14 protein-coding genes are annotated in these 16,609 nt (G+C 71.5%); 13 read left to right on the top strand and 1 reads right to left on the bottom strand.

The features are described from left to right. Window positions 1-89 precede the first annotated feature (89 nt). The 3 genes from ASC67_RS01160 (at window position 90) to ASC67_RS01150 (ending at window position 3,925) form a co-directional block, all read left to right on the top strand. Window positions 90-1,376 (top strand): glycerate kinase, encoded by a 1,287-nt coding sequence (locus ASC67_RS01160; protein ID WP_056314484.1) that lies wholly within the window; start codon window positions 90-92, stop codon window positions 1,374-1,376. Then, entirely contained in the window at window positions 1,377-2,795 is a 1,419-nt protein-coding gene (gene pyk, locus ASC67_RS01155) for a pyruvate kinase (protein WP_056314483.1), read from the top strand. Between the two features lie 143 nt (window positions 2,796-2,938). Further along, on the top strand, window positions 2,939-3,925 hold the full coding sequence (locus ASC67_RS01150) for a tripartite tricarboxylate transporter substrate binding protein (RefSeq protein ID WP_056314482.1): 987 nt from the start codon (window positions 2,939-2,941) through the stop codon (window positions 3,923-3,925). Between the two features lie 13 nt (window positions 3,926-3,938). On the opposite strand, the gene ASC67_RS01145 is transcribed toward ASC67_RS01150, so the two are convergent. After that, window positions 3,939-4,523: a flavin reductase family protein gene (locus ASC67_RS01145; RefSeq protein WP_056314481.1), complete on the bottom strand. Its 585-nt coding sequence runs from the start codon at window positions 4,521-4,523 to the stop codon at window positions 3,939-3,941. A 124-nt stretch (window positions 4,524-4,647) separates the two neighbouring features. Here ASC67_RS01145 and ASC67_RS01140 point away from each other — a divergent pair, with 124 nt between their 5' ends. From ASC67_RS01140 to ASC67_RS01100, 10 genes are all read left to right on the top strand, one after another. Further along, window positions 4,648-6,312, top strand: a complete 1,665-nt coding sequence (locus tag ASC67_RS01140; protein ID WP_056314480.1) for an FAD-dependent oxidoreductase — start codon at window positions 4,648-4,650, stop codon at window positions 6,310-6,312. A gap of 85 nt (window positions 6,313-6,397) precedes the next feature. Then, window positions 6,398-8,935, top strand: a complete 2,538-nt coding sequence (locus ASC67_RS01135; protein WP_056314479.1) for an FtsX-like permease family protein — start codon at window positions 6,398-6,400, stop codon at window positions 8,933-8,935. Further along, entirely contained in the window at window positions 8,932-10,080 is a 1,149-nt protein-coding gene (locus ASC67_RS01130; RefSeq protein WP_082535752.1) for a lipocalin-like domain-containing protein, read from the top strand. The genes ASC67_RS01135 and ASC67_RS01130 overlap by 4 nt, the downstream gene beginning before the upstream one ends. Before the next feature lie 86 nt (window positions 10,081-10,166). Further along, a complete protein-coding gene (locus ASC67_RS01125; RefSeq protein WP_056314478.1) occupies window positions 10,167-11,999 on the top strand; it encodes an ABC transporter transmembrane domain-containing protein in 1,833 nt (610 codons plus the stop codon). An 85-nt stretch (window positions 12,000-12,084) separates the two neighbouring features. Further along, entirely contained in the window at window positions 12,085-12,792 is a 708-nt protein-coding gene (locus tag ASC67_RS01120) for an OmpA family protein (RefSeq protein WP_056314477.1), read from the top strand. Window positions 12,793-12,854: 62 nt separating this feature from the next. Next, window positions 12,855-13,679, top strand: a complete 825-nt coding sequence (locus tag ASC67_RS01115) for a thymidylate synthase (protein WP_082535751.1) — start codon at window positions 12,855-12,857, stop codon at window positions 13,677-13,679. Window positions 13,680-13,689: 10 nt separating this feature from the next. Then, window positions 13,690-14,187: a dihydrofolate reductase gene (locus ASC67_RS01110; protein WP_056314475.1), complete on the top strand. Its 498-nt coding sequence runs from the start codon at window positions 13,690-13,692 to the stop codon at window positions 14,185-14,187. A gap of 55 nt (window positions 14,188-14,242) precedes the next feature. After that, complete coding sequence (locus ASC67_RS20430) at window positions 14,243-14,611, top strand: hypothetical protein (protein ID WP_156466610.1); 369 nt, start codon at window positions 14,243-14,245, stop codon at window positions 14,609-14,611. 170 nt (window positions 14,612-14,781) lie between these two features. Continuing rightward, window positions 14,782-14,949: a DUF2256 domain-containing protein gene (locus tag ASC67_RS20090; protein WP_082535750.1), complete on the top strand. Its 168-nt coding sequence runs from the start codon at window positions 14,782-14,784 to the stop codon at window positions 14,947-14,949. Window position 14,950: 1 nt separating this feature from the next. Continuing rightward, window positions 14,951-16,483, top strand: coding sequence for a cryptochrome/photolyase family protein (locus ASC67_RS01100; RefSeq protein ID WP_056314473.1), 1,533 nt, complete (start codon window positions 14,951-14,953; stop codon window positions 16,481-16,483). Window positions 16,484-16,609 lie beyond the last annotated feature (126 nt).

Genomic DNA, 16,609 nt, shown 5'->3' with positions numbered 1-16,609 from the left:
GCCACCGACCCCTTCACCGCTCCGCCCCAAGCAGCCGCCACGAGCTGCGGGACCGGCTCACGCCCACGCATCCAGCAGGAGACAAAAAGATGCAGCCGCACGATCCTCGCGCTCTGCTGCGCGCGATGTTCGACGCCGCGGTGGCCGCGGCGCAGCCGGCCCTGTGCGTCCCCCGCCACCTGCCGGCGGTGCCCAAGGGCCGCCTGCTGGTGATCGGGGCCGGCAAGGCCTCGGCGGCGATGGCGCGCGCGGTCGAAGACCATTGGCAAGGCGAACTCTCCGGGCTGGTGGTCACCCGCCACGGCTACGCGGTGCCGTGCCGGCGCATCGAGATCGTCGAGGCTGCGCACCCGGTGCCCGACGCGGCCGGCGAGACGGCATCCCGGCGGCTGCTGCAGTTCGTGCGCGGACTGACGGCGGACGACCTGGTGCTGTGCCTGGTCTCCGGCGGCGGCTCTTCGCTGCTGCCGCTGGCGCTGCCTGGCCTGGGCCTCGGCGACGAGCAGGCGCTCAACCGCGCCCTGCTGGCCAGCGGCGCCAGCATCACCGAGATGAACTGCGTGCGGCGGCACCTGTCGGCCATCAAGGGCGGACGCCTGGCCGCCGCCTGCCATCCGGCCCGGGTGATCAACCTGCTGCTGTCCGACGTGCCCGGCGACGACCCGATCGACATCGCCTCCGGACCGACAGTGCCCGACCCCACCACCTGCGCCGATGCGCTGGGCCTCCTGCGTCGCTACAAGATCGATGTGCCGGCGCGCGCGCTCGAGCTGCTGGAAAGCGGCGAAGGCGAGAGCCTCAAGGCCGGCGACCCGCGCCTGCCGCCGATCGAGACGCGCTTCATCGCGACACCGCAGAAGGCGCTCGAGGCGGCCGCCACGGTGGCGCGAGCAGCCGGATGGCCAACCTACATCCTCGGCGACGCGATCGAAGGCGAGGCGCGCGACGTGGCCAAGACACTCGCCGGCATCGCGCTGCAGGTGGCGCGTCGGGACCAGCCCTTCCCTCGCCCCTGCGTGCTGCTGTCGGGCGGCGAGACCACGGTCACCGTGCGCGGCGGAGGACGCGGCGGCCGCAATGTCGAGTTCCTGCTGTCGCTCGGCCTGGCGCTCGATGGCGAGCCGGGCATCCATGCACTGGCGGGCGACACCGACGGCGTGGACGGGCAGGAAGAGATCGCCGGTGCCGTGCTGGCACCCGACACCCTGGCCCGCGCCTGGGCGCTGGGCCTGAGGCCGCGCGAGTGCCTCGACGACAACGACGGCCACGGGTTCTTCGAGGCGCTCGGCGACTCGGTGGTGACGGGGCCGACGCTGACCAACGTGAACGACTTTCGGGCCATCGTCATCGGCGGCTCTTCCACTGGAGCTCCCTAGATGCAACGCCCCTGCAACGCCAAGATCGTCGCGACGCTCGGCCCAGCCAGCGCCGATCGCGTCACCATCGAGGCGCTCGTGCGCGCCGGTACCGACGTGTTCCGCCTGAACTTCAGCCACGGCACGCACGCGGACCACCAGCAGCGGCTCGAGCTGATCCGCGCCGTCGAGGCCGACATCGGCCGACCGATCGGCGTGCTGCTCGACCTGCAGGGGCCGAAGCTGCGGGTCGGCACGTTCGCCGGCGGGCCGGTGCAGCTGGTGGAAGGTGCGGCCTTCCGGCTCGACCTGGACCGCACGACGCCGGGCGACGCGACACGCGTGCCGATGCCGCATCCGGAGATCTTCGCCGCGCTGCAGCCGGGCGCCGACCTGTTGCTCGACGACGGGCGGCTGCGACTGCGGGTCGAGCGCTCGGGCGCCGATTTCGCCGAAACGCGGGTGATCGCCGGGGGCCTGCTGTCCGATCGCAAGGGCGTGAACGTGCCCGGCGTCGTGCTGCCGCTGTCGGCACTGACCGTCAAGGACCGGGCCGACCTGGACTTCGGCCTGACGCTGGGCATCGACTGGATCGCGTTGTCGTTCGTGCAGCGCGCCGCCGACATCACGGAGGTGAAGGCGATCGTCCAGGGCCGGGCCGGCATCGTGGCCAAGCTGGAGAAGCCGGCGGCCATCGACAGCCTGGACGCCATCCTCGCCGAGACCGATGCGGTGATGGTGGCGCGCGGCGACCTGGGCGTGGAGATGCCGGCCGAGCAGGTGCCGGCGATCCAGAAGCGCATCGTGCGGGCCTGTCGCAAGCTGGGCAAGCCGGTGATCGTGGCCACGCAGATGCTGGAGTCGATGGTCGGCGCGCCGGTGCCGACCCGGGCCGAGGCCTCCGACGTGGCCACGGCGATCTACGACGGGGCCGACGCGGTGATGCTGTCGGCCGAATCGGCCTCGGGCAGGTTCCCGGTGCAGTCGGTGGCAATGATGGACCGCATCATTGCCCAGACCGAGGCCGACCCGCACTACCGCGACGCCATCGATGCCTCGCACACGCAACCCGCGGCCAACACGGCCGATGCGATCGGCTGGGCCGCGCGCTCGGTCGCCGGGCTGCTGGACGTGGCCGCGATGGTGGCCTACACCAGCTCCGGATCGTCGGCGCTGCGCATGGCACGCGAACGGCCGCGCGCCAGCATCCTCGGCATGACACCGAGCCGCTCGACGGCGCGCCGCCTGGCGCTGGTCTGGGGCGTGACGCCGGTGTTGTGCAAGGACGTGATGAACGTCAGCGACATGACCGAGCTGGCGGTCGACACCGCCGTGAAGCTGGGTTTCGCGCAGCCGGGCCAGACCCTCGTCATCGCCGCCGGCATGCCCTTCGGCACCGCTGGCACCACCAACCTGCTGCGCATCGCGCAGATCGATTGAGAGCGCCCGATGGCCGCTCACGCCGCCGGTGTTTGCCCGCGGAATCCTTGAAACCAAGTTAATGCCGGATTCACTTCGACGGTGATTCGGCCCCTTGCCCGAAATCTAAGGTTCGGGCGCCCTGAGACCTCTAGGAGACAAGCATGAACGTCATTCACACCCTCACCCGCCGCCGCCTCGTGCAGGCCGCGGCGCTGGCCGTCGCGATGGCGGGCGGCAGCGCCATGGCCGAGGCCTGGCCGAGCAAGCCGATCAGCCTGATCGTGCCGTTCCCGGCGGGCGGCACGACCGACGTGCTGGCACGGGCGCTGGGCGAGAAACTGGCGCAGAGCCTGGGGCAGCCGGTGATCGTGGAGAACAAGCCCGGTGCCGGCGCCACGCTCGGCGCGGACTTCGTGGCCAAGGCCAAGCCCGACGGCTACACGCTGCTGATGGGCGCCGTACACCATACGATCGCGCCGAGCGTCTACAAGAAGCTGCCGTACGACTTCCAGAAGGACTTTGCGCCGATCACCACGGTGGCTCTGGTGCCGAACGTGCTGGTGGTGAACGCCGCGACCCCGGCCAAGAACGTGGCCGAGCTGGTGGCGCTGGCGAAGGCGCAACCCGGCAAGCTGACCTACGGCTCCAACGGCAACGGCACCGCGCAACACCTGATCGGCACGCAGTTCGAGAACGCCACGGGCACCGAGGTGATCCACATTCCGTACAAGGGCAGCGGCCCACTGGCCACCGATCTGCTGGGCGGCCAGATCACGATGTCCTTCGATACCGTGACGCCGGTGCTCCAGCACATCAAGAGCGGCAAGCTGCGCGCGCTGGCCGTCACCACGAACAAGCGCTCATCGGCATTGCCGGACGTGCCGACGCTCGAGGAAGCGGGGCTCAAGGGCTTCAACATCGGCACCTGGTTCGGCGTGCTCGTGCCGGTGGCGACGCCGAAGGACGTGGTGAGCCGCCTCAATGCCGAGATGGTGAAGGTGATCCAGTCACCGGACTTCCGCAAGCGCATGGACGAGATCGGCGCCGAGCCGATCGGCAACAGCACCGATCAGATGGGCCAGCAGATCAAGGGCGAGACCGAGAAGTTCGCCAAGCTGGTGAAGGACGCCAAGGTGACCATCGAGTAGGCGGCGCGCCCGCTCAGGGAGCGTCGCCGACCGGCCGGGCCCGGACGATGCGCGAGGGCACGGCGAACGTGCCGCCGCCCAAGTGGTGCAGCGTGTGCAGCTCGGCGTTGTCGTCGCGGAAGGACCAGCGCCCGTTGGCGAACACGCGCGCGTCGGCCTGCGCCGAGACCACTTCGCCGAACACGGTGTCGTAGGCGTCTTCGGTGTGCGGCTCCGGGAGGTGGCGCAGCTCCAGCCAGGCCACGCAACCTTCGACGAGCGGCAGGCCCAGCACCGGGCCGGGCAACGAGCGGATGCCATGCCGCGCGAACTTGTCGACCGCGCGCCCGCTTTCGCTGCCCACGGCGTAGGTCAGGTCGGCCAGCGCCGGGCACGGCAGGCCGATCGCGAAGCGGCCGCTGGCCTCCAGCAGCTCGCGTGTGCAGGTCTTCTTGTCGACCACCACCGCGATGCGCGGCGGCGTGAACTCCACCGGCATCGACCAGGCCGCGGCCATCAGGTTGCGGCGCCCCCGGTGTTCGGCGGCGATCAGCACCGTGGGGCCGTGGTTGACCAGGCGGCTGGCGTGGTCGAGGTCGACGGGGCGCATCTGCGACATGCCGGCAGTCTACGAGCGCTTCGGGTTCGGCCGCGAACCCAGCGCGTCGAGCCGAGCAAGCCGGTTAGCATCAGCAACGACATGGGGCGCGCTGCGCCACGGCTGCACACGAAAAGGCCCGCTGATGTTGACCCCCGACGAGATCCGCTCGGTCCCCCTGTTCGCGAGCCTGTCCGACGCCGGCATCGATCGCCTGGTGCGCACCTCGGCCGACATCCGGCTGAACGCCGGCGAGTACGCCGTGCACGAAGGTGGCGAGCGGGCGCTGTATGCGGTGCTGTCAGGCAAGTTGGAGGTGGTCAAGCGTTTCGACGGCGTCGAGCGCACGCTGGGCTGGCGGTTGCCCGGCACGATCTTCGGCGAGGTGCCGCTGGCCTTCGCCACGCCCTTCCCCGGCGGCTACCGTGCGGCAGAACCGTCGCGCGTGATGCGCGTGGAGCCGCACCATTACTTCGCCATCGCCTCGTTGGCGCCCGAGGTGGCCGAGAAAGTGGGTGCGCTGGCGCGCGAGCGCATCGGCGGCCTGCAGGGCATCGCGATGCAGCCGCCCAAGGCGCAGATCACCGTGTACGGCGAACGCTGGGACCCGGCCTGCAGCGAGCTGCGCCGCTTCCTGTCGCGCAACCAGATCGTGCACGACTGGCTGTCGCCGGAGACCCCGGACCTCACGCGCTCGTGGACCGGCAGCATCCCGCAGGCGGTCGAGTGCCCGGTGGTGCGGCTGGCCGACGGCAGCCGGCTGGAGAAGCCACCGCTGCGCGAGCTGGCGGTGCACCTGGGCCTGCAGACGCGCCCCACGCAGGAGGTCTACGACACGCTGATCGTCGGTGGCGGGCCGGCCGGGCTGGCGGCCGCGGTGTACGGCGCCAGCGAGGGCCTGCGCACGCTGGTGATCGAGCGCGAGGCGCCGGGCGGGCAGGCCGGCACCTCGTCGCGCATCGAGAACTACCTGGGCTTTCCCAACGGCGTGTCGGGCGACGAGCTGGCCAGCCGCGCGCTGCAGCAGGCACGCCGGCTGGGGGCCGAGATCCTGGTGATGCGCGGCGTGGAGAGCATGAACCCGGCCACACGCGAGGTGGTGCTTGACGGCGGCGAGCGCGTGCGGGCGCGCAGCGTGATCCTCGCCACCGGCGTGTCGTGGCGGCGGCTGGTCATCGACGGCTTCGAGCGCCTGATCGGCAAGGGCATCTACTACGGTGCCGCGCGCAGCGAGGCCGCGTCCACGCACGGGCAGGACGTGTACCTGATCGGCGCCGGCAATTCGGCCGGCCAGGCGGCGCTGCACTTCGCCAACCACGCGCGCCAGGTGACGCTGCTGGTGCGCGGCGGTTCGCTCGAGAAGAGCATGTCGCGCTACCTCATCGAGCAGATCGCCGGCAAGGCCAACATCGCGGCGCGGCTGGGCTGCGAGGTGCAGGCCGCGCACGGCGAGGCGCACCTCGAGGCGATCGACATCGTCGATCGCAAGGCGGGCGGCGTGACGCGCCACGAATGCGGCGGCCTGTTCGTCTTCATCGGCGCCGATGCCGACACCGGCTGGCTGCCCCCCGAGGTGCAGCGCGACAAGAGCGGCTACGTGCTGACCGGCGACGAGGTGCTGAAGTCGGGCCGCTGGTCGCACACGCGCGAGCCCTTCCTGCTGGAGTCCAGCCTGCCGGGTGTGTTTGCCTGCGGCGACGTGCGCCTGAGCCCGATCAAGCGCGTGGCCGCCGCGGTGGGCGAAGGCAGCATGGCGATCGCGTTCGTGCACCAGTACCTGGCGCGCGACGGCGTCGAGGCGGCACGCTGAGCCGCCCGGGCGCAGTCGTCGTCCGCGGCGCCGTCGTTGCACTGCCAGCGTTGCCGCCGGCAAGAAGCACCGCGGAGCCAGCGCGATGAGGCTGTCGACCCTGCTGCGCCACCTGTCGTGGCCCGAACTGCGGCACAACGCCGGACGCCACGCCGTCGCCGTGCTCGCGGTGATGCTGGGCGTGGCGCTGGCGTTCTCGGTGCACCTGATCAACGCTTCGGCGCTGTCGGAGTTCGGCGCGGCGGTGCGCAGCGTCAACGGCGAGCCCGACCTGAGCCTGCGGGCCGTGGCCGGCAGCGGCTTCGACGAGACGGTCTACGGCCGCGTGGCCACGCATCCGCAGGTGGCGCTGGCGTCGCCGGTGATCGAGGTCGACACCTATGCGCTCGATGCGCAGGGCCAGCGCGTGGCGCTGCGCGTGCTGGGGCTCGATGCGCTGGTGGCGCCGGCGCTCTCGCCTTCGCTGCTGCCCGAGCCCGCCGCCGATGCCGGCCGCCTGGCGATGCTGGACCCCGGCGCGGTGTTCCTCAACCCGGCCGCTCGAGCGGCGCTGAAGCTGCCGCGTGGCGACCCGCTGCGCGTGCAGAGCGGCCTGCGCCTCGTCACGCTGCGCATCGCCGGCGGCAGCAGCGCGCCGGGCGCGCCGCTCGCGGTGATGGACCTGGCCGGCGCCCAGCAGGCCTTCGACCGGCTCGGCCGGCTGAGCCGCATCGACCTGCGCTTCACCGCCGGCGCCGACCCGCCGCGCGTGCTGCGCGAGCTGGCGCTGCCGGCCGACGTGCGGGCCGCGACGCCGGCCGAATCGGCGCAGCGGCTCAGCAACGTGTCGCGCGCCTACCGCGTGAACCTCACGGTGCTGGCGCTGGTGGCATTGTTCACCGGGGCTTTCCTGGTGTTCTCGGTGCTGTCGCTGTCGGTCGCGAAACGGCAGCCGCAGTTCGCGCTGCTGGGCGTGCTGGGGCTGGGCGCGCGCGAACGGCTGCACTGGGTGCTGGCCGAGTCGGCGCTGCTGGGGCTGGTGGGCAGCGCGCTGGGCATCGCGCTCGGCACGGCGCTCGCGCAGGGCGCGCTGCGCTGGCTGGGCGGCGATCTGGGCGGCGGGTACTTCGCCGGTGTGGCGCCGCAGCTGCAGTTCGGTCCGCTCGCAGCGCTCGTCTACGGCGGACTGGGTGTGGTGGCGGCGCTGGTCGGTGGCTGGCTGCCGGCGCGCGCGGCGCAGCGCATCGCACCAGCCCAGGCCCTGAAGGGCCTCGGCGACGCCGGCGCGCGCACGCGGCGGCCGTGGCTCGGGCCGCTGCTGATGCTGGCCGGCGCGCTGCTGGCGCTGGCGCCGCCGATCGCCGGCCTGCCGATCGCCGCCTACGTGGCGGTGGCGGTGCTGCTGGTCGGTGGCATCGCCTGCGTGCCAGCCGGCGTGGGCCTGCTGCTGCGCGCGGTGCGGCGGCCCACGTCGCGCCACGCCGGGTGGTTGCTGGCCACCCAGCGCGCGCGGCACCTGCGCGCCAGCGCGACGGTGGCGGTGGCCGGTGTCGTGGCGAGCCTCGCGCTCGCGGTGGCGCTGACGGTCATGGTGGCGAGCTTCCGCGACGCGGTGTCGCGCTGGCTCGACACCGTGCTGCCGGCCGACCTGTATGTGCGCACCGCGACCGTGAGCGCCAGCAACGACACGGCCTGGCTGCCGCCCGATTTCGTGGCGCGTGCAGGTGCCCTGCCCGGCGTGCGCCGCCTCGAGACGCTGCGCGCGCTGCCGCTGTCGCTCGACCCGGCGCGGCCGCCGCCGGTGCTGATCGCACGGCCACTGGCCGATGCACAGCGCACGCTGCCGATGGTGGGCGAGCTGCTGCCGGCCGCGCCGGGCGGTGAACCGGGCGTGTACGTGAGCGAGGCGATGGTGGCGCTCTACGGCGCCGCGCCGGGCACGCGCCTGGTGCTGCCGCTGACGCACCGCGACGGCAGCGCGGTGCGCGCGGCCTTCTTCGTGCGCGGCGTGTGGCGCGACTACGCGCGCCAACAGGGCGCGGTGGCGATCGACACGCAGGACTTCGTGGCGCTCACCGGCGACACGCGCGTGAACGACCTCGCGCTCACGCTCGCGCCCGGCACCGACCTGGCCGCGCTGCAGCAGGCGCTGCGCGCGCTGGCGCCCGACCCGGCGCTGATCGAGTTCGCGCAGGCGGGCGAGATCCGCGCGAGCTCGTTGCGCATCTTCGACCGCAGTTTCGCGGTCACCTACTGGCTGCAGGCGGTGGCGATCGCGATCGGGCTGTTCGGCATCGCGGCCAGCTTCTCGGCGCAGGTGCTGGCGCGGCGCAAGGAGTTCGGCCTGCTGGCGCACCTGGGCTTCACGCGCGGCCAGGTGCTGGCCATCGTGGCCGGCGAAGGCGTCGCGTGGACGGCGGCCGGTGCCCTGCTCGGCCTGGGGCTCGGGCTGGCCGTCAGCGTGGTGCTGGTGCACGTGGTCAATCCGCAGAGCTTCCACTGGACCATGGAGCTGCTGGCGCCGTGGGGCCGGCTGGCCGCGCTGTGCGCCGCGGTGGTGGCCGCCGGCACGCTGACGGCCGCCATCGCGGCGCGGCGTGCGGTCTCGCAGGACGCCGTGCTGGCGGTGAAGGAGGACTGGTGAACGCGTCGCCGCTGCGGTTGTCGCGCCGCGCGCTGCTGCTGGCGTGCGCGCCGGCCTTCGCGCTGGGCCCCGGCACCGCGCACGCGGCGCCGGTGGTGCGCGCCGGCACGCCGATCGTGCTGCCGCGCGACTTCGGCTCGCACCCCGAGTACCGCACCGAATGGTGGTACGTGACGGGCTGGCTCGAGGTTGCGGAATTGTCCGAACCGTTTGGCTTTGGCTCCACCGAACCCTTCGGGTTTCAGGTGACGTTCTTCCGTTCGCGCACCGACGTGGCGGGCGACGACCACCCGAGCCGCTTCGCCGCCCGACAGCTGCTGTTCGCGCATGCGGCGCTCACCGATCCGCAGGCCGGCCGGCTGCGCCACGACCAGCGCATCGCCCGTGCGGGCTTCGGCATCGCCGAGGCAGCCACCGCCGACACCGACGTGCGGCTGCGTGGCTGGCAGCTCGTGCGAGACGGTGCCGCCGCGTCGAGCCCGCACCACTACCGCGCCGTGGTCGATGCCAGCACGCAGGGCTTCGCGTTCGATCTGCGCCTCGACGCGACGCAGCCGGTGCTGCTGCAGGGCGACGCCGGCTACTCGCGCAAGGGCCCGGCACCGGGGCAAGCCAGCCACTACCTCAGCGAGCCGCAGTTGGCCGTCGCCGGCACGCTGCGCGTCGAGGGCCGCACGCTCGCGGTGACCGGCCGCGCCTGGCTCGACCACGAATGGAGCGAGTCATTGATGCATCCCGAGGCGGTGGGCTGGGACTGGGTCGGCATGAATCTCGACGACGGCAGCGCCCTCACCGCCTTCCGGCTGCGCCGCGCCGATGGCTCGCCGCTGTGGGCCGGCGGCAGCTTGCGGCCGCGCGGTGGCGCGGTGCGCTCCTTCGGCGCCGACGAGGTGCGCTTCACCCCGCTGCGGCGCTGGCGCAGCCCGGCCACGCAGGCCGAGTACGCGGTGGCATGGCGGCTCGACACGCCCGCCGGCACGCACCACGTACGCGCCCGTCTGGACGCGCAGGAACTCGACGGCCGGGGCTCGACCGGCTCGGTCTACTGGGAGGGCCTGAGCGACCTGCTCGACGCGCGCAGCGGCACGCGCATCGGCCGTGGCTACCTGGAAATGACGGGCTATGCGAGCCCGCTGAAGCTGTAGCCGCGCCGCGCGCAGGGCCGCAGCATCAGGGGCCGATGGCGGAGGCTGCTTACACTGCTGGCCCCATGGCCTCTTCCACTTCCACGATGACCCAGGCCGTGACCGGCGGCGCGACCGACGGCGCCGCCGACGCCAAGGCACGCTCGGTCCGCCCGCTGCGCAGCCTGCTGCCCTTCCTGAAACCCTACCGCGGCCGCATCGTGCTGGCCGGGCTGTTCCTGGTGGGCGCCGCGCTGACCACGCTGGTGTTTCCGGTCGCGCTGAAGGCGCTGATCGACCAAGGCCTGATCAGCACCGACCCCGGCGAGCGCGTGCTGGCGCTGCGCGGCCATTTCTTCGCGTTGTTCGGCGTGGGCGCGGCGCTGGGCCTGTTCTCGGCGCTGCGCTTCTACATGGTCACCTGGCTCGGCGAGCGCATCACGGCCGACCTGCGCAATGCGGTGTACGCGCACGTGGTGAAGCAGAGCCCGCAGTTCTTCGAGACCACGCAGACCGGCGAGGTGCTGTCGCGCCTGACCACCGACACGACGCTGGTGCAGACGGTGGTGGGTTCCAGCCTCAGCATGGGCCTGCGCAACACCGTGATGGGCCTGGGCGCGCTCGTCATGCTGGTGATCACCAACCCGGTGGTGATGGCACAGGTGCTGGGCATCCTGGTGCTGGTGGTGCTGCCGGCGCTGTGGTTCGGCCGCAAGGTGCGCAGCCTGTCGCGCGCCAGCCAGGACCGCGTGGCCGATTCGAGCGCGATCGCCGCCGAGGTGCTGAACGCGGTGCCGGTGGTGCAGAGCTACACGCAGGAGGCGCGCGAGGCGCAGCGCTTCGACGAATCCACCGCACGCGCCTTCGCCACCGCGGTGCGGCGCACGCGCATGCGCGCCGGGCTGGTGGCCTTCATCATCACCGCCACCTTCGCGGCGCTGCTGTGGGGCCTGTACCAGGGCACGCAAGCGGTGATCCGCGGCGAGATCAGCGCGGGCCACCTGGGCCAGACCGTGGTCTACGTGATCCTGCTGGTGAGCTCGGTCGCGGTGCTGGCCGAGGTGTGGGGCGACCTGCTGCGCGCCGCCGGCGCCAGCGAGCGGCTGATGGAGCTGCTGGCCACGCGCTCGCCGATCGAGAGCCCCGCCCAGCCGCGCGCGCTGGCCGCAGCGCCGATCGGCTCGCGCGTGAGCCTGCGCGATGTGCTGTTCCGTTATCCGTCGCGGCCGCTGACGCCGGCGCTGGACGGCGTGACGATCGAGGTGGAGCCGGGCCAGACGGTGGCGCTGGTGGGACCCAGCGGCGCCGGCAAGAGCACGGTGTTCCAGCTGCTGCTGCGCTACTACGACACCCAGGGCGGCACGGTGGCGATCGACGGCGTGCCGGTGCGCGAGGCCGACCTCGGCGCGCTGCGCTCGCGCATCGGCCTGGTGCCGCAGGACAGCGTGATCTTCTCGACCAGCGCGATGGAGAACATCCGCTACGGCCGGCCCGAGGCGAGCGACGACGAAGTGATCGCCGCCGCGCGGGCCGCGCACGCGGACAGCTTCATCCGCGCCTTGCCCGAGGGCTATGCCAGCTTCCTGGGCGAACGCGGCGTGCGGCTGTCGGGCGGGCAGCGCCAGCGCATGTCGATCGCCCGCGCGATCCTGAAGAACGCGCCACTGCTGCTGCTGGACGAGGCCACCAGCGCGCTCGACAGCGAAAGCGAGCGCGCGGTGCAGGCCGCACTGGACGAGGCGATGCGCGGCCGCACGACGCTGGTCATCGCGCACCGGCTGGGCACGGTGATGCACGCCGACCGGATCGTCGTGCTCGATGCCGGGCGGGTGGTGGACAGCGGCACGCACACGGAACTGCTGGCGCGCAGCGGGCTCTATCAACGGCTGGCGGCGTCGCAGTTCTCCGACGCACCGGCGGCGGCGGTCAACGACGACTGAAGCGAGCGCGTTGTAACGAACGCTTGCAGCGCTCTCCGCGCCCCGCCGTACAAAGACGATCCCCGTAGTCACCGAAGGAATAGCCATGACGATCACGCCCCGCAAGTCGATCTCTTCCTCGCTTTCGATCGTCGCGCTCACCGCCGCCGCACTGCTGGCCAGCGGATGCGCCAGCATGAACCAGGAACAGCAGGACACCGCCAAGGGCGCCGGTATCGGCGCGGCCGTGGGCGCCGTGGCCGGCGTGCTGATCGGCGACAGCAAGAAGGGCGCGGCCACCGGCGCGGCGATCGGCGCGCTGGGCGGCGCTGTGGCCGGCAACGTGTGGTCGAAGAAGATGGAAGAGAAGCGCCGTGCGATGGAGCAGTCCACGCAGGGCACCGGCGTCGACGTCACCCGCACGGCCGACAACCAGCTCAAGCTCAACGTGCCGAGCGACATCTCCTTCGATACCGGCAAGTCGGCCATCAAGCCCGAGCTGCGCACCGTGCTCGACAGCTTCGCCAACGGTCTGGCCAACGACCCGGCGCTGCAGGTGCGCGTGATCGGCCACACCGACAGCACCGGCAGCGACGCGATCAACAACCCGCTGTCGGTCGATCGCGCGCAGAGCGTGCGCGACTACCTGGCCGGTCGCGGTATCCAGCCGGCCCGCGTCGAGACCTCGGGCCGCGGCTCGCACGAGCCGATCGCCGACAACACCAGCGACGCCGGCCGTGCGAAGAACCGCCGCGTCGAGATCCTGCTGCGCGAGCCGGAACAGGCCGGCGCGGCGACACAGCCCAAGTCCTGAGGACCGGCGTGGGCACGGGGCCGGGATCCGGCTCCCGGCATCCGACTGCCTACAATCTTCGGATGCCGGTCTCCCCTCCCGTTCGCCCCATCCGCTCCCAGTACGAAGACTTCATGCGCCATGTGCGCGACCACGGGGTGTTCAAGGCCGACCGCACCGGCACCGGCACCACCAGCGTGTTCGGCCACCAGATGCGCTTCGACCTGCGCGAAGGCTTCCCGCTGGTCACGACCAAGAAGGTCCACCTCAAGAGCATCATCCTCGAGCTGCTGTGGTTCCTGCGCGGCGACGGCAACGCCACCTGGCTGCAGGAGCGCGGCGTGACCATCTGGGACGAATGGGCTCGACCCGACGGCGACCTGGGCCCGGTCTACGGCGTGCAGTGGCGCAGCTGGCCCACGCCGGGCGGCGGCCACATCGACCAGATCGCCGAAGTGGTGAAGCGACTGAAAGCCAACCCGGATTCGCGGCGCATCATCGTCAGCGCGTGGAATGTCGCCGACCTGCCGAAGATGGCACTGATGCCCTGCCACGCCTTCTTCCAGTTCTACGTGGCCGAGGGTCGGCTGTCGTGCCAGCTCTACCAGCGCAGCGCCGACATCTTTCTCGGCGTGCCGTTCAACATCGCCAGCTACGCGCTGCTGACCCACATGCTGGCGCAACAGTGCGACCTGGAGGTCGGCGACTTCATCTGGACCGGCGGCGACTGCCATCTCTACAGCAACCACCGAGAGCAGGTGGACCTGCAGCTCTCGCGGCAGCCGCGCCCCTACCCCACACTGCAGATCAAGCAGCGCCCGCCGTCGATCTTCGACTACGCCTACGAGGACTTCGAAGTGCTCGACTACGACCCGCACCCGGCGATCAAGGCGCCGGTCGCGGTCTGAGGCGGGCGCGGTGGAGCTGTTCCTGATCGCCGCGGTGGCGCGCGACGGCGCCATCGGCCGCGCCGGTACGATGCCCTGGCACCTGCCGCAGGACCTGGCGCACTTCAAGCGCACGACGCTGGGCTGCCCGGTGGTGATGGGCCGCAAGACATGGGAGTCGCTCCCACCGCGCTTCCGGCCCCTGCCCGGCCGGCGCAACGTGGTCGTGACGCGCAATACCGCCTGGCAGGCCGACGGCGCCGAGGCGGCGCCGTCACTCGACGCTGCGCTCGAGCGACTGCGCCGCGAAGAGCGCGTGTTCGTCATCGGTGGCGGCGAGCTCTATGCGCAATCACTTCCGCACGCCGACGGTCTGGTGCTGACCGAGGTGGACACCGACGTGCCGGACGCCGACACGCACTTCCCGGCCTGGGAGCGCGGCGCCTTCACCGAAGTCGCGCGCGAGAGCCACGCCGACGTCGCGCCCTGGCCCTATCACTTCGTGCGCTACAAGCGAGTACATCGCTGAAACCGCACTTTCGGTAGCGACTACTATTTCGACGTTCATTCAGAGGGTGCGAATCATGACAACCTCTTCCCGGACTGCGGCGACCGCCTCGAAGCGGGCCAAGAAGTCGAAGCCAGGTGCCGGCGGCGCTCGCTCCAAGTCTGCTGCGACCCAGCGCGCGAAGAAGGCCGCGACCAACGAAGCCATTGCGACGGAGCTCGCGCCGGCCGTCGCCATCGCATTGCTCGACAAGACCGATCAGCCCCCGGGCGCCGCGGCGCCGTCGTTGGAATGTCTGGCTGCGGGAGCAGCGCCTTCCGAGACCGAAGGCAAGGTTCGCGTCCAATTGCTGTTCGAGAACGGGGCGGTGCTCCCGGTCGAGATGAGCAACGCCGCAGGCGCCGCGCTGTCCAAGGGACTGGCAGAGGAACTCCCCAAGAAATAGAGGGGCCCTCGCGCAGCGCAACCTATTCCAGCGTCTGTTCAAGACCGGCGCGCACCCCGTGCGGGGATGCAGTTCGGCGCCGGCATGCACAGCATGGGGTTGATCGCATCGAGATGGCATCCTTCGGAGCCAGAACAGTCCACTCGGCGCTCGGTTCGGGCACGCTGCCAATGACATCATCGACCCCCGCATTCCGCGGCAACAAGGCCGCCCTGCCCAGCAAGCCTTGCGTGGCCTGCGGCCGGCCGATGAGCTGGCGCCGCCGCTGGGCCCGCACCTGGGACGAGGTGAAGTTCTGCTCCGACGCTTGCCGGCGCGCCAAGAGAAGCCGTGACTGAGATGCGCCACCTGGTCGTCGTGCTGGGCGATCAGCTGGATCTGGACGCTGCCGGGTTCGACGGCTTCGACGCCGCACGCGACGCGGTGTGGATGGCCGAGGTGGCCGAAGAATCGGCGCATGTGTGGTCGAGCAAGCCGCGCACGGTGATGTTCCTCGCCGCGATGCGCCATTTCGCGCTCGCCCTGCGCGCCGCCGGTCGGACCTTGCATTACGCCCCGCTGGACGACCCCGCCACGCACGGCAGCCTGCAGGCGCAGCTGCACGCCGACGTCGAGCGCCTGCGCCCCACCGGCCTGGTGATGACGGCCCCAGGCGACTGGCGCGTGCTGCAGTCGATCAAGGGGGTGGCGCAAGCGCAGGGTCTGCCGCTCGACATCCGAGAGGACCGCCACTTCCACTGCAGCGTGCGCGAGTTCGCGGCCCACGCGCGGGGCCGCAAAGTGCTGCGCATGGAGTATTTCTACCGCGAGATGCGCAAGCGCCACGGCGTGTTGATGCAAGGCGACGAGCCCGAGGGCGGCCAGTGGAACTTCGATGCCGACAACCGCGAGGCCTTCGGCGCCGCCGGTCCCGGCGCCGTGCCGCCGCGTGTGGTGTTCGAGCCCGATGCGCTCACGCGTGAGGTGATTGCGCTGGTCGAAAAGCGCTTCGGCGCCCATCCCGGCCGACTCGATGGCTTTGCCTGGCCGGTGACACGCGCGCAGGCACTCGTCGCCCTGCAGCGCTTCGTCGCCGAGCGCCTGCCGCTGTTCGGCCGCTACCAGGACGCCATGTGGCCCGGCGAACCCTGGCTGTACCACGCACACCTGGCGGCCGCACTGAATCTGAAGCTGCTGAACCCGCGCGAGGTGGTGGCCGCGGCCGTGGCCGCCTACCGCGTAGGCGCCGCGCCGCTGGCCGGCGTGGAAGGCTTCGTGCGCCAGATCCTCGGCTGGCGCGAGTACGTGCGCGGCATCTACTGGACTCGCATGCCCGGCTACGCGGAGCTCAATGCGCTGGACGCGCACCAGGACCTGCCCTCCTGGTACTGGACCGGCAGCACCGAGATGGCCTGCCTGCGCGATGCGATCACGCAGACGCTGCAGCACGGCTATGCACACCACATCCAGCGCCTGATGGTCACCGGCCTGTATGCGCTGATGCTGGGCGTGCAGCCGCAGCAGGTGCATGCCTGGTACCTGGCGGTGTACGTCGATGCCGTCGAATGGGTGGAACTGCCCAACACCCTGGGCATGAGCCAGTACGCAGACGGCGGCCTGATGGCCAGCAAGCCCTACGTGGCGACCGGCAAGTACATCCAGCGCATGAGCCCGCACTGCAAGGGCTGCCGCTACGACCCCGCCCAGCGCACGGGCGAGAAGGCCTGCCCGTTCACCACGCTGTACTGGGATTTCCTGATGCGCCACGAGGCGGCGCTGTCCGACAACCCGCGCATGGCGCTACAGATGAAGAACATGGCTCGCCTGAACGACGCGCAGAAGCAGGCAATCCGCGAACGCGCGGCGGCCGTTCGCAATGGCGAGGTCGCGTGAGGCCGTCGTCTGGTTCATGCGCGACCTGCACCTGGCCGACGATGGACAAGGCCGCCGGTTCTGAGTGAGCCGCCCTGCTGCCGTGCCTTGTAGGATGACGCGAGTCCCAGCCTGCCGGTGTGGGTC

The organism is Methylibium sp. Root1272 (assembly GCF_001425905.1).
GTDB lineage: Bacteria > Pseudomonadota > Gammaproteobacteria > Burkholderiales > Burkholderiaceae_C > Methylibium.
The sequence above is the reverse complement of the archived record's forward strand: the minus strand, read 5'-3'. Positions and strand labels throughout refer to the sequence as shown.

What these genes read in the sequence shown, in the direction of transcription:
- ASC67_RS01160 (WP_056314484.1), top strand. Translation starts at nt 90, where the DNA reads ATGCAGCCGCACGATCCTCGCGCTCTGCTGCGCGCGATGTTCGACGCC.
- pyk (WP_056314483.1), top strand. Translation starts at nt 1,377, where the DNA reads ATGCAACGCCCCTGCAACGCCAAGATCGTCGCGACGCTCGGCCCAGCC.
- ASC67_RS01150 (WP_056314482.1), top strand. Translation starts at nt 2,939, where the DNA reads ATGAACGTCATTCACACCCTCACCCGCCGCCGCCTCGTGCAGGCCGCG.
- ASC67_RS01145 (WP_056314481.1), bottom strand. Translation starts at nt 4,523, where the DNA reads ATGTCGCAGATGCGCCCCGTCGACCTCGACCACGCCAGCCGCCTGGTC.
- ASC67_RS01140 (WP_056314480.1), top strand. Translation starts at nt 4,648, where the DNA reads ATGTTGACCCCCGACGAGATCCGCTCGGTCCCCCTGTTCGCGAGCCTG.
- ASC67_RS01135 (WP_056314479.1), top strand. Translation starts at nt 6,398, where the DNA reads ATGAGGCTGTCGACCCTGCTGCGCCACCTGTCGTGGCCCGAACTGCGG.
- ASC67_RS01125 (WP_056314478.1), top strand. Translation starts at nt 10,167, where the DNA reads ATGACCCAGGCCGTGACCGGCGGCGCGACCGACGGCGCCGCCGACGCC.
- ASC67_RS01120 (WP_056314477.1), top strand. Translation starts at nt 12,085, where the DNA reads ATGACGATCACGCCCCGCAAGTCGATCTCTTCCTCGCTTTCGATCGTC.
- ASC67_RS01115 (WP_082535751.1), top strand. Translation starts at nt 12,855, where the DNA reads ATGCCGGTCTCCCCTCCCGTTCGCCCCATCCGCTCCCAGTACGAAGAC.
- ASC67_RS20430 (WP_156466610.1), top strand. Translation starts at nt 14,243, where the DNA reads ATGACAACCTCTTCCCGGACTGCGGCGACCGCCTCGAAGCGGGCCAAG.
- ASC67_RS20090 (WP_082535750.1), top strand. Translation starts at nt 14,782, where the DNA reads ATGACATCATCGACCCCCGCATTCCGCGGCAACAAGGCCGCCCTGCCC.
- ASC67_RS01100 (WP_056314473.1), top strand. Translation starts at nt 14,951, where the DNA reads ATGCGCCACCTGGTCGTCGTGCTGGGCGATCAGCTGGATCTGGACGCT.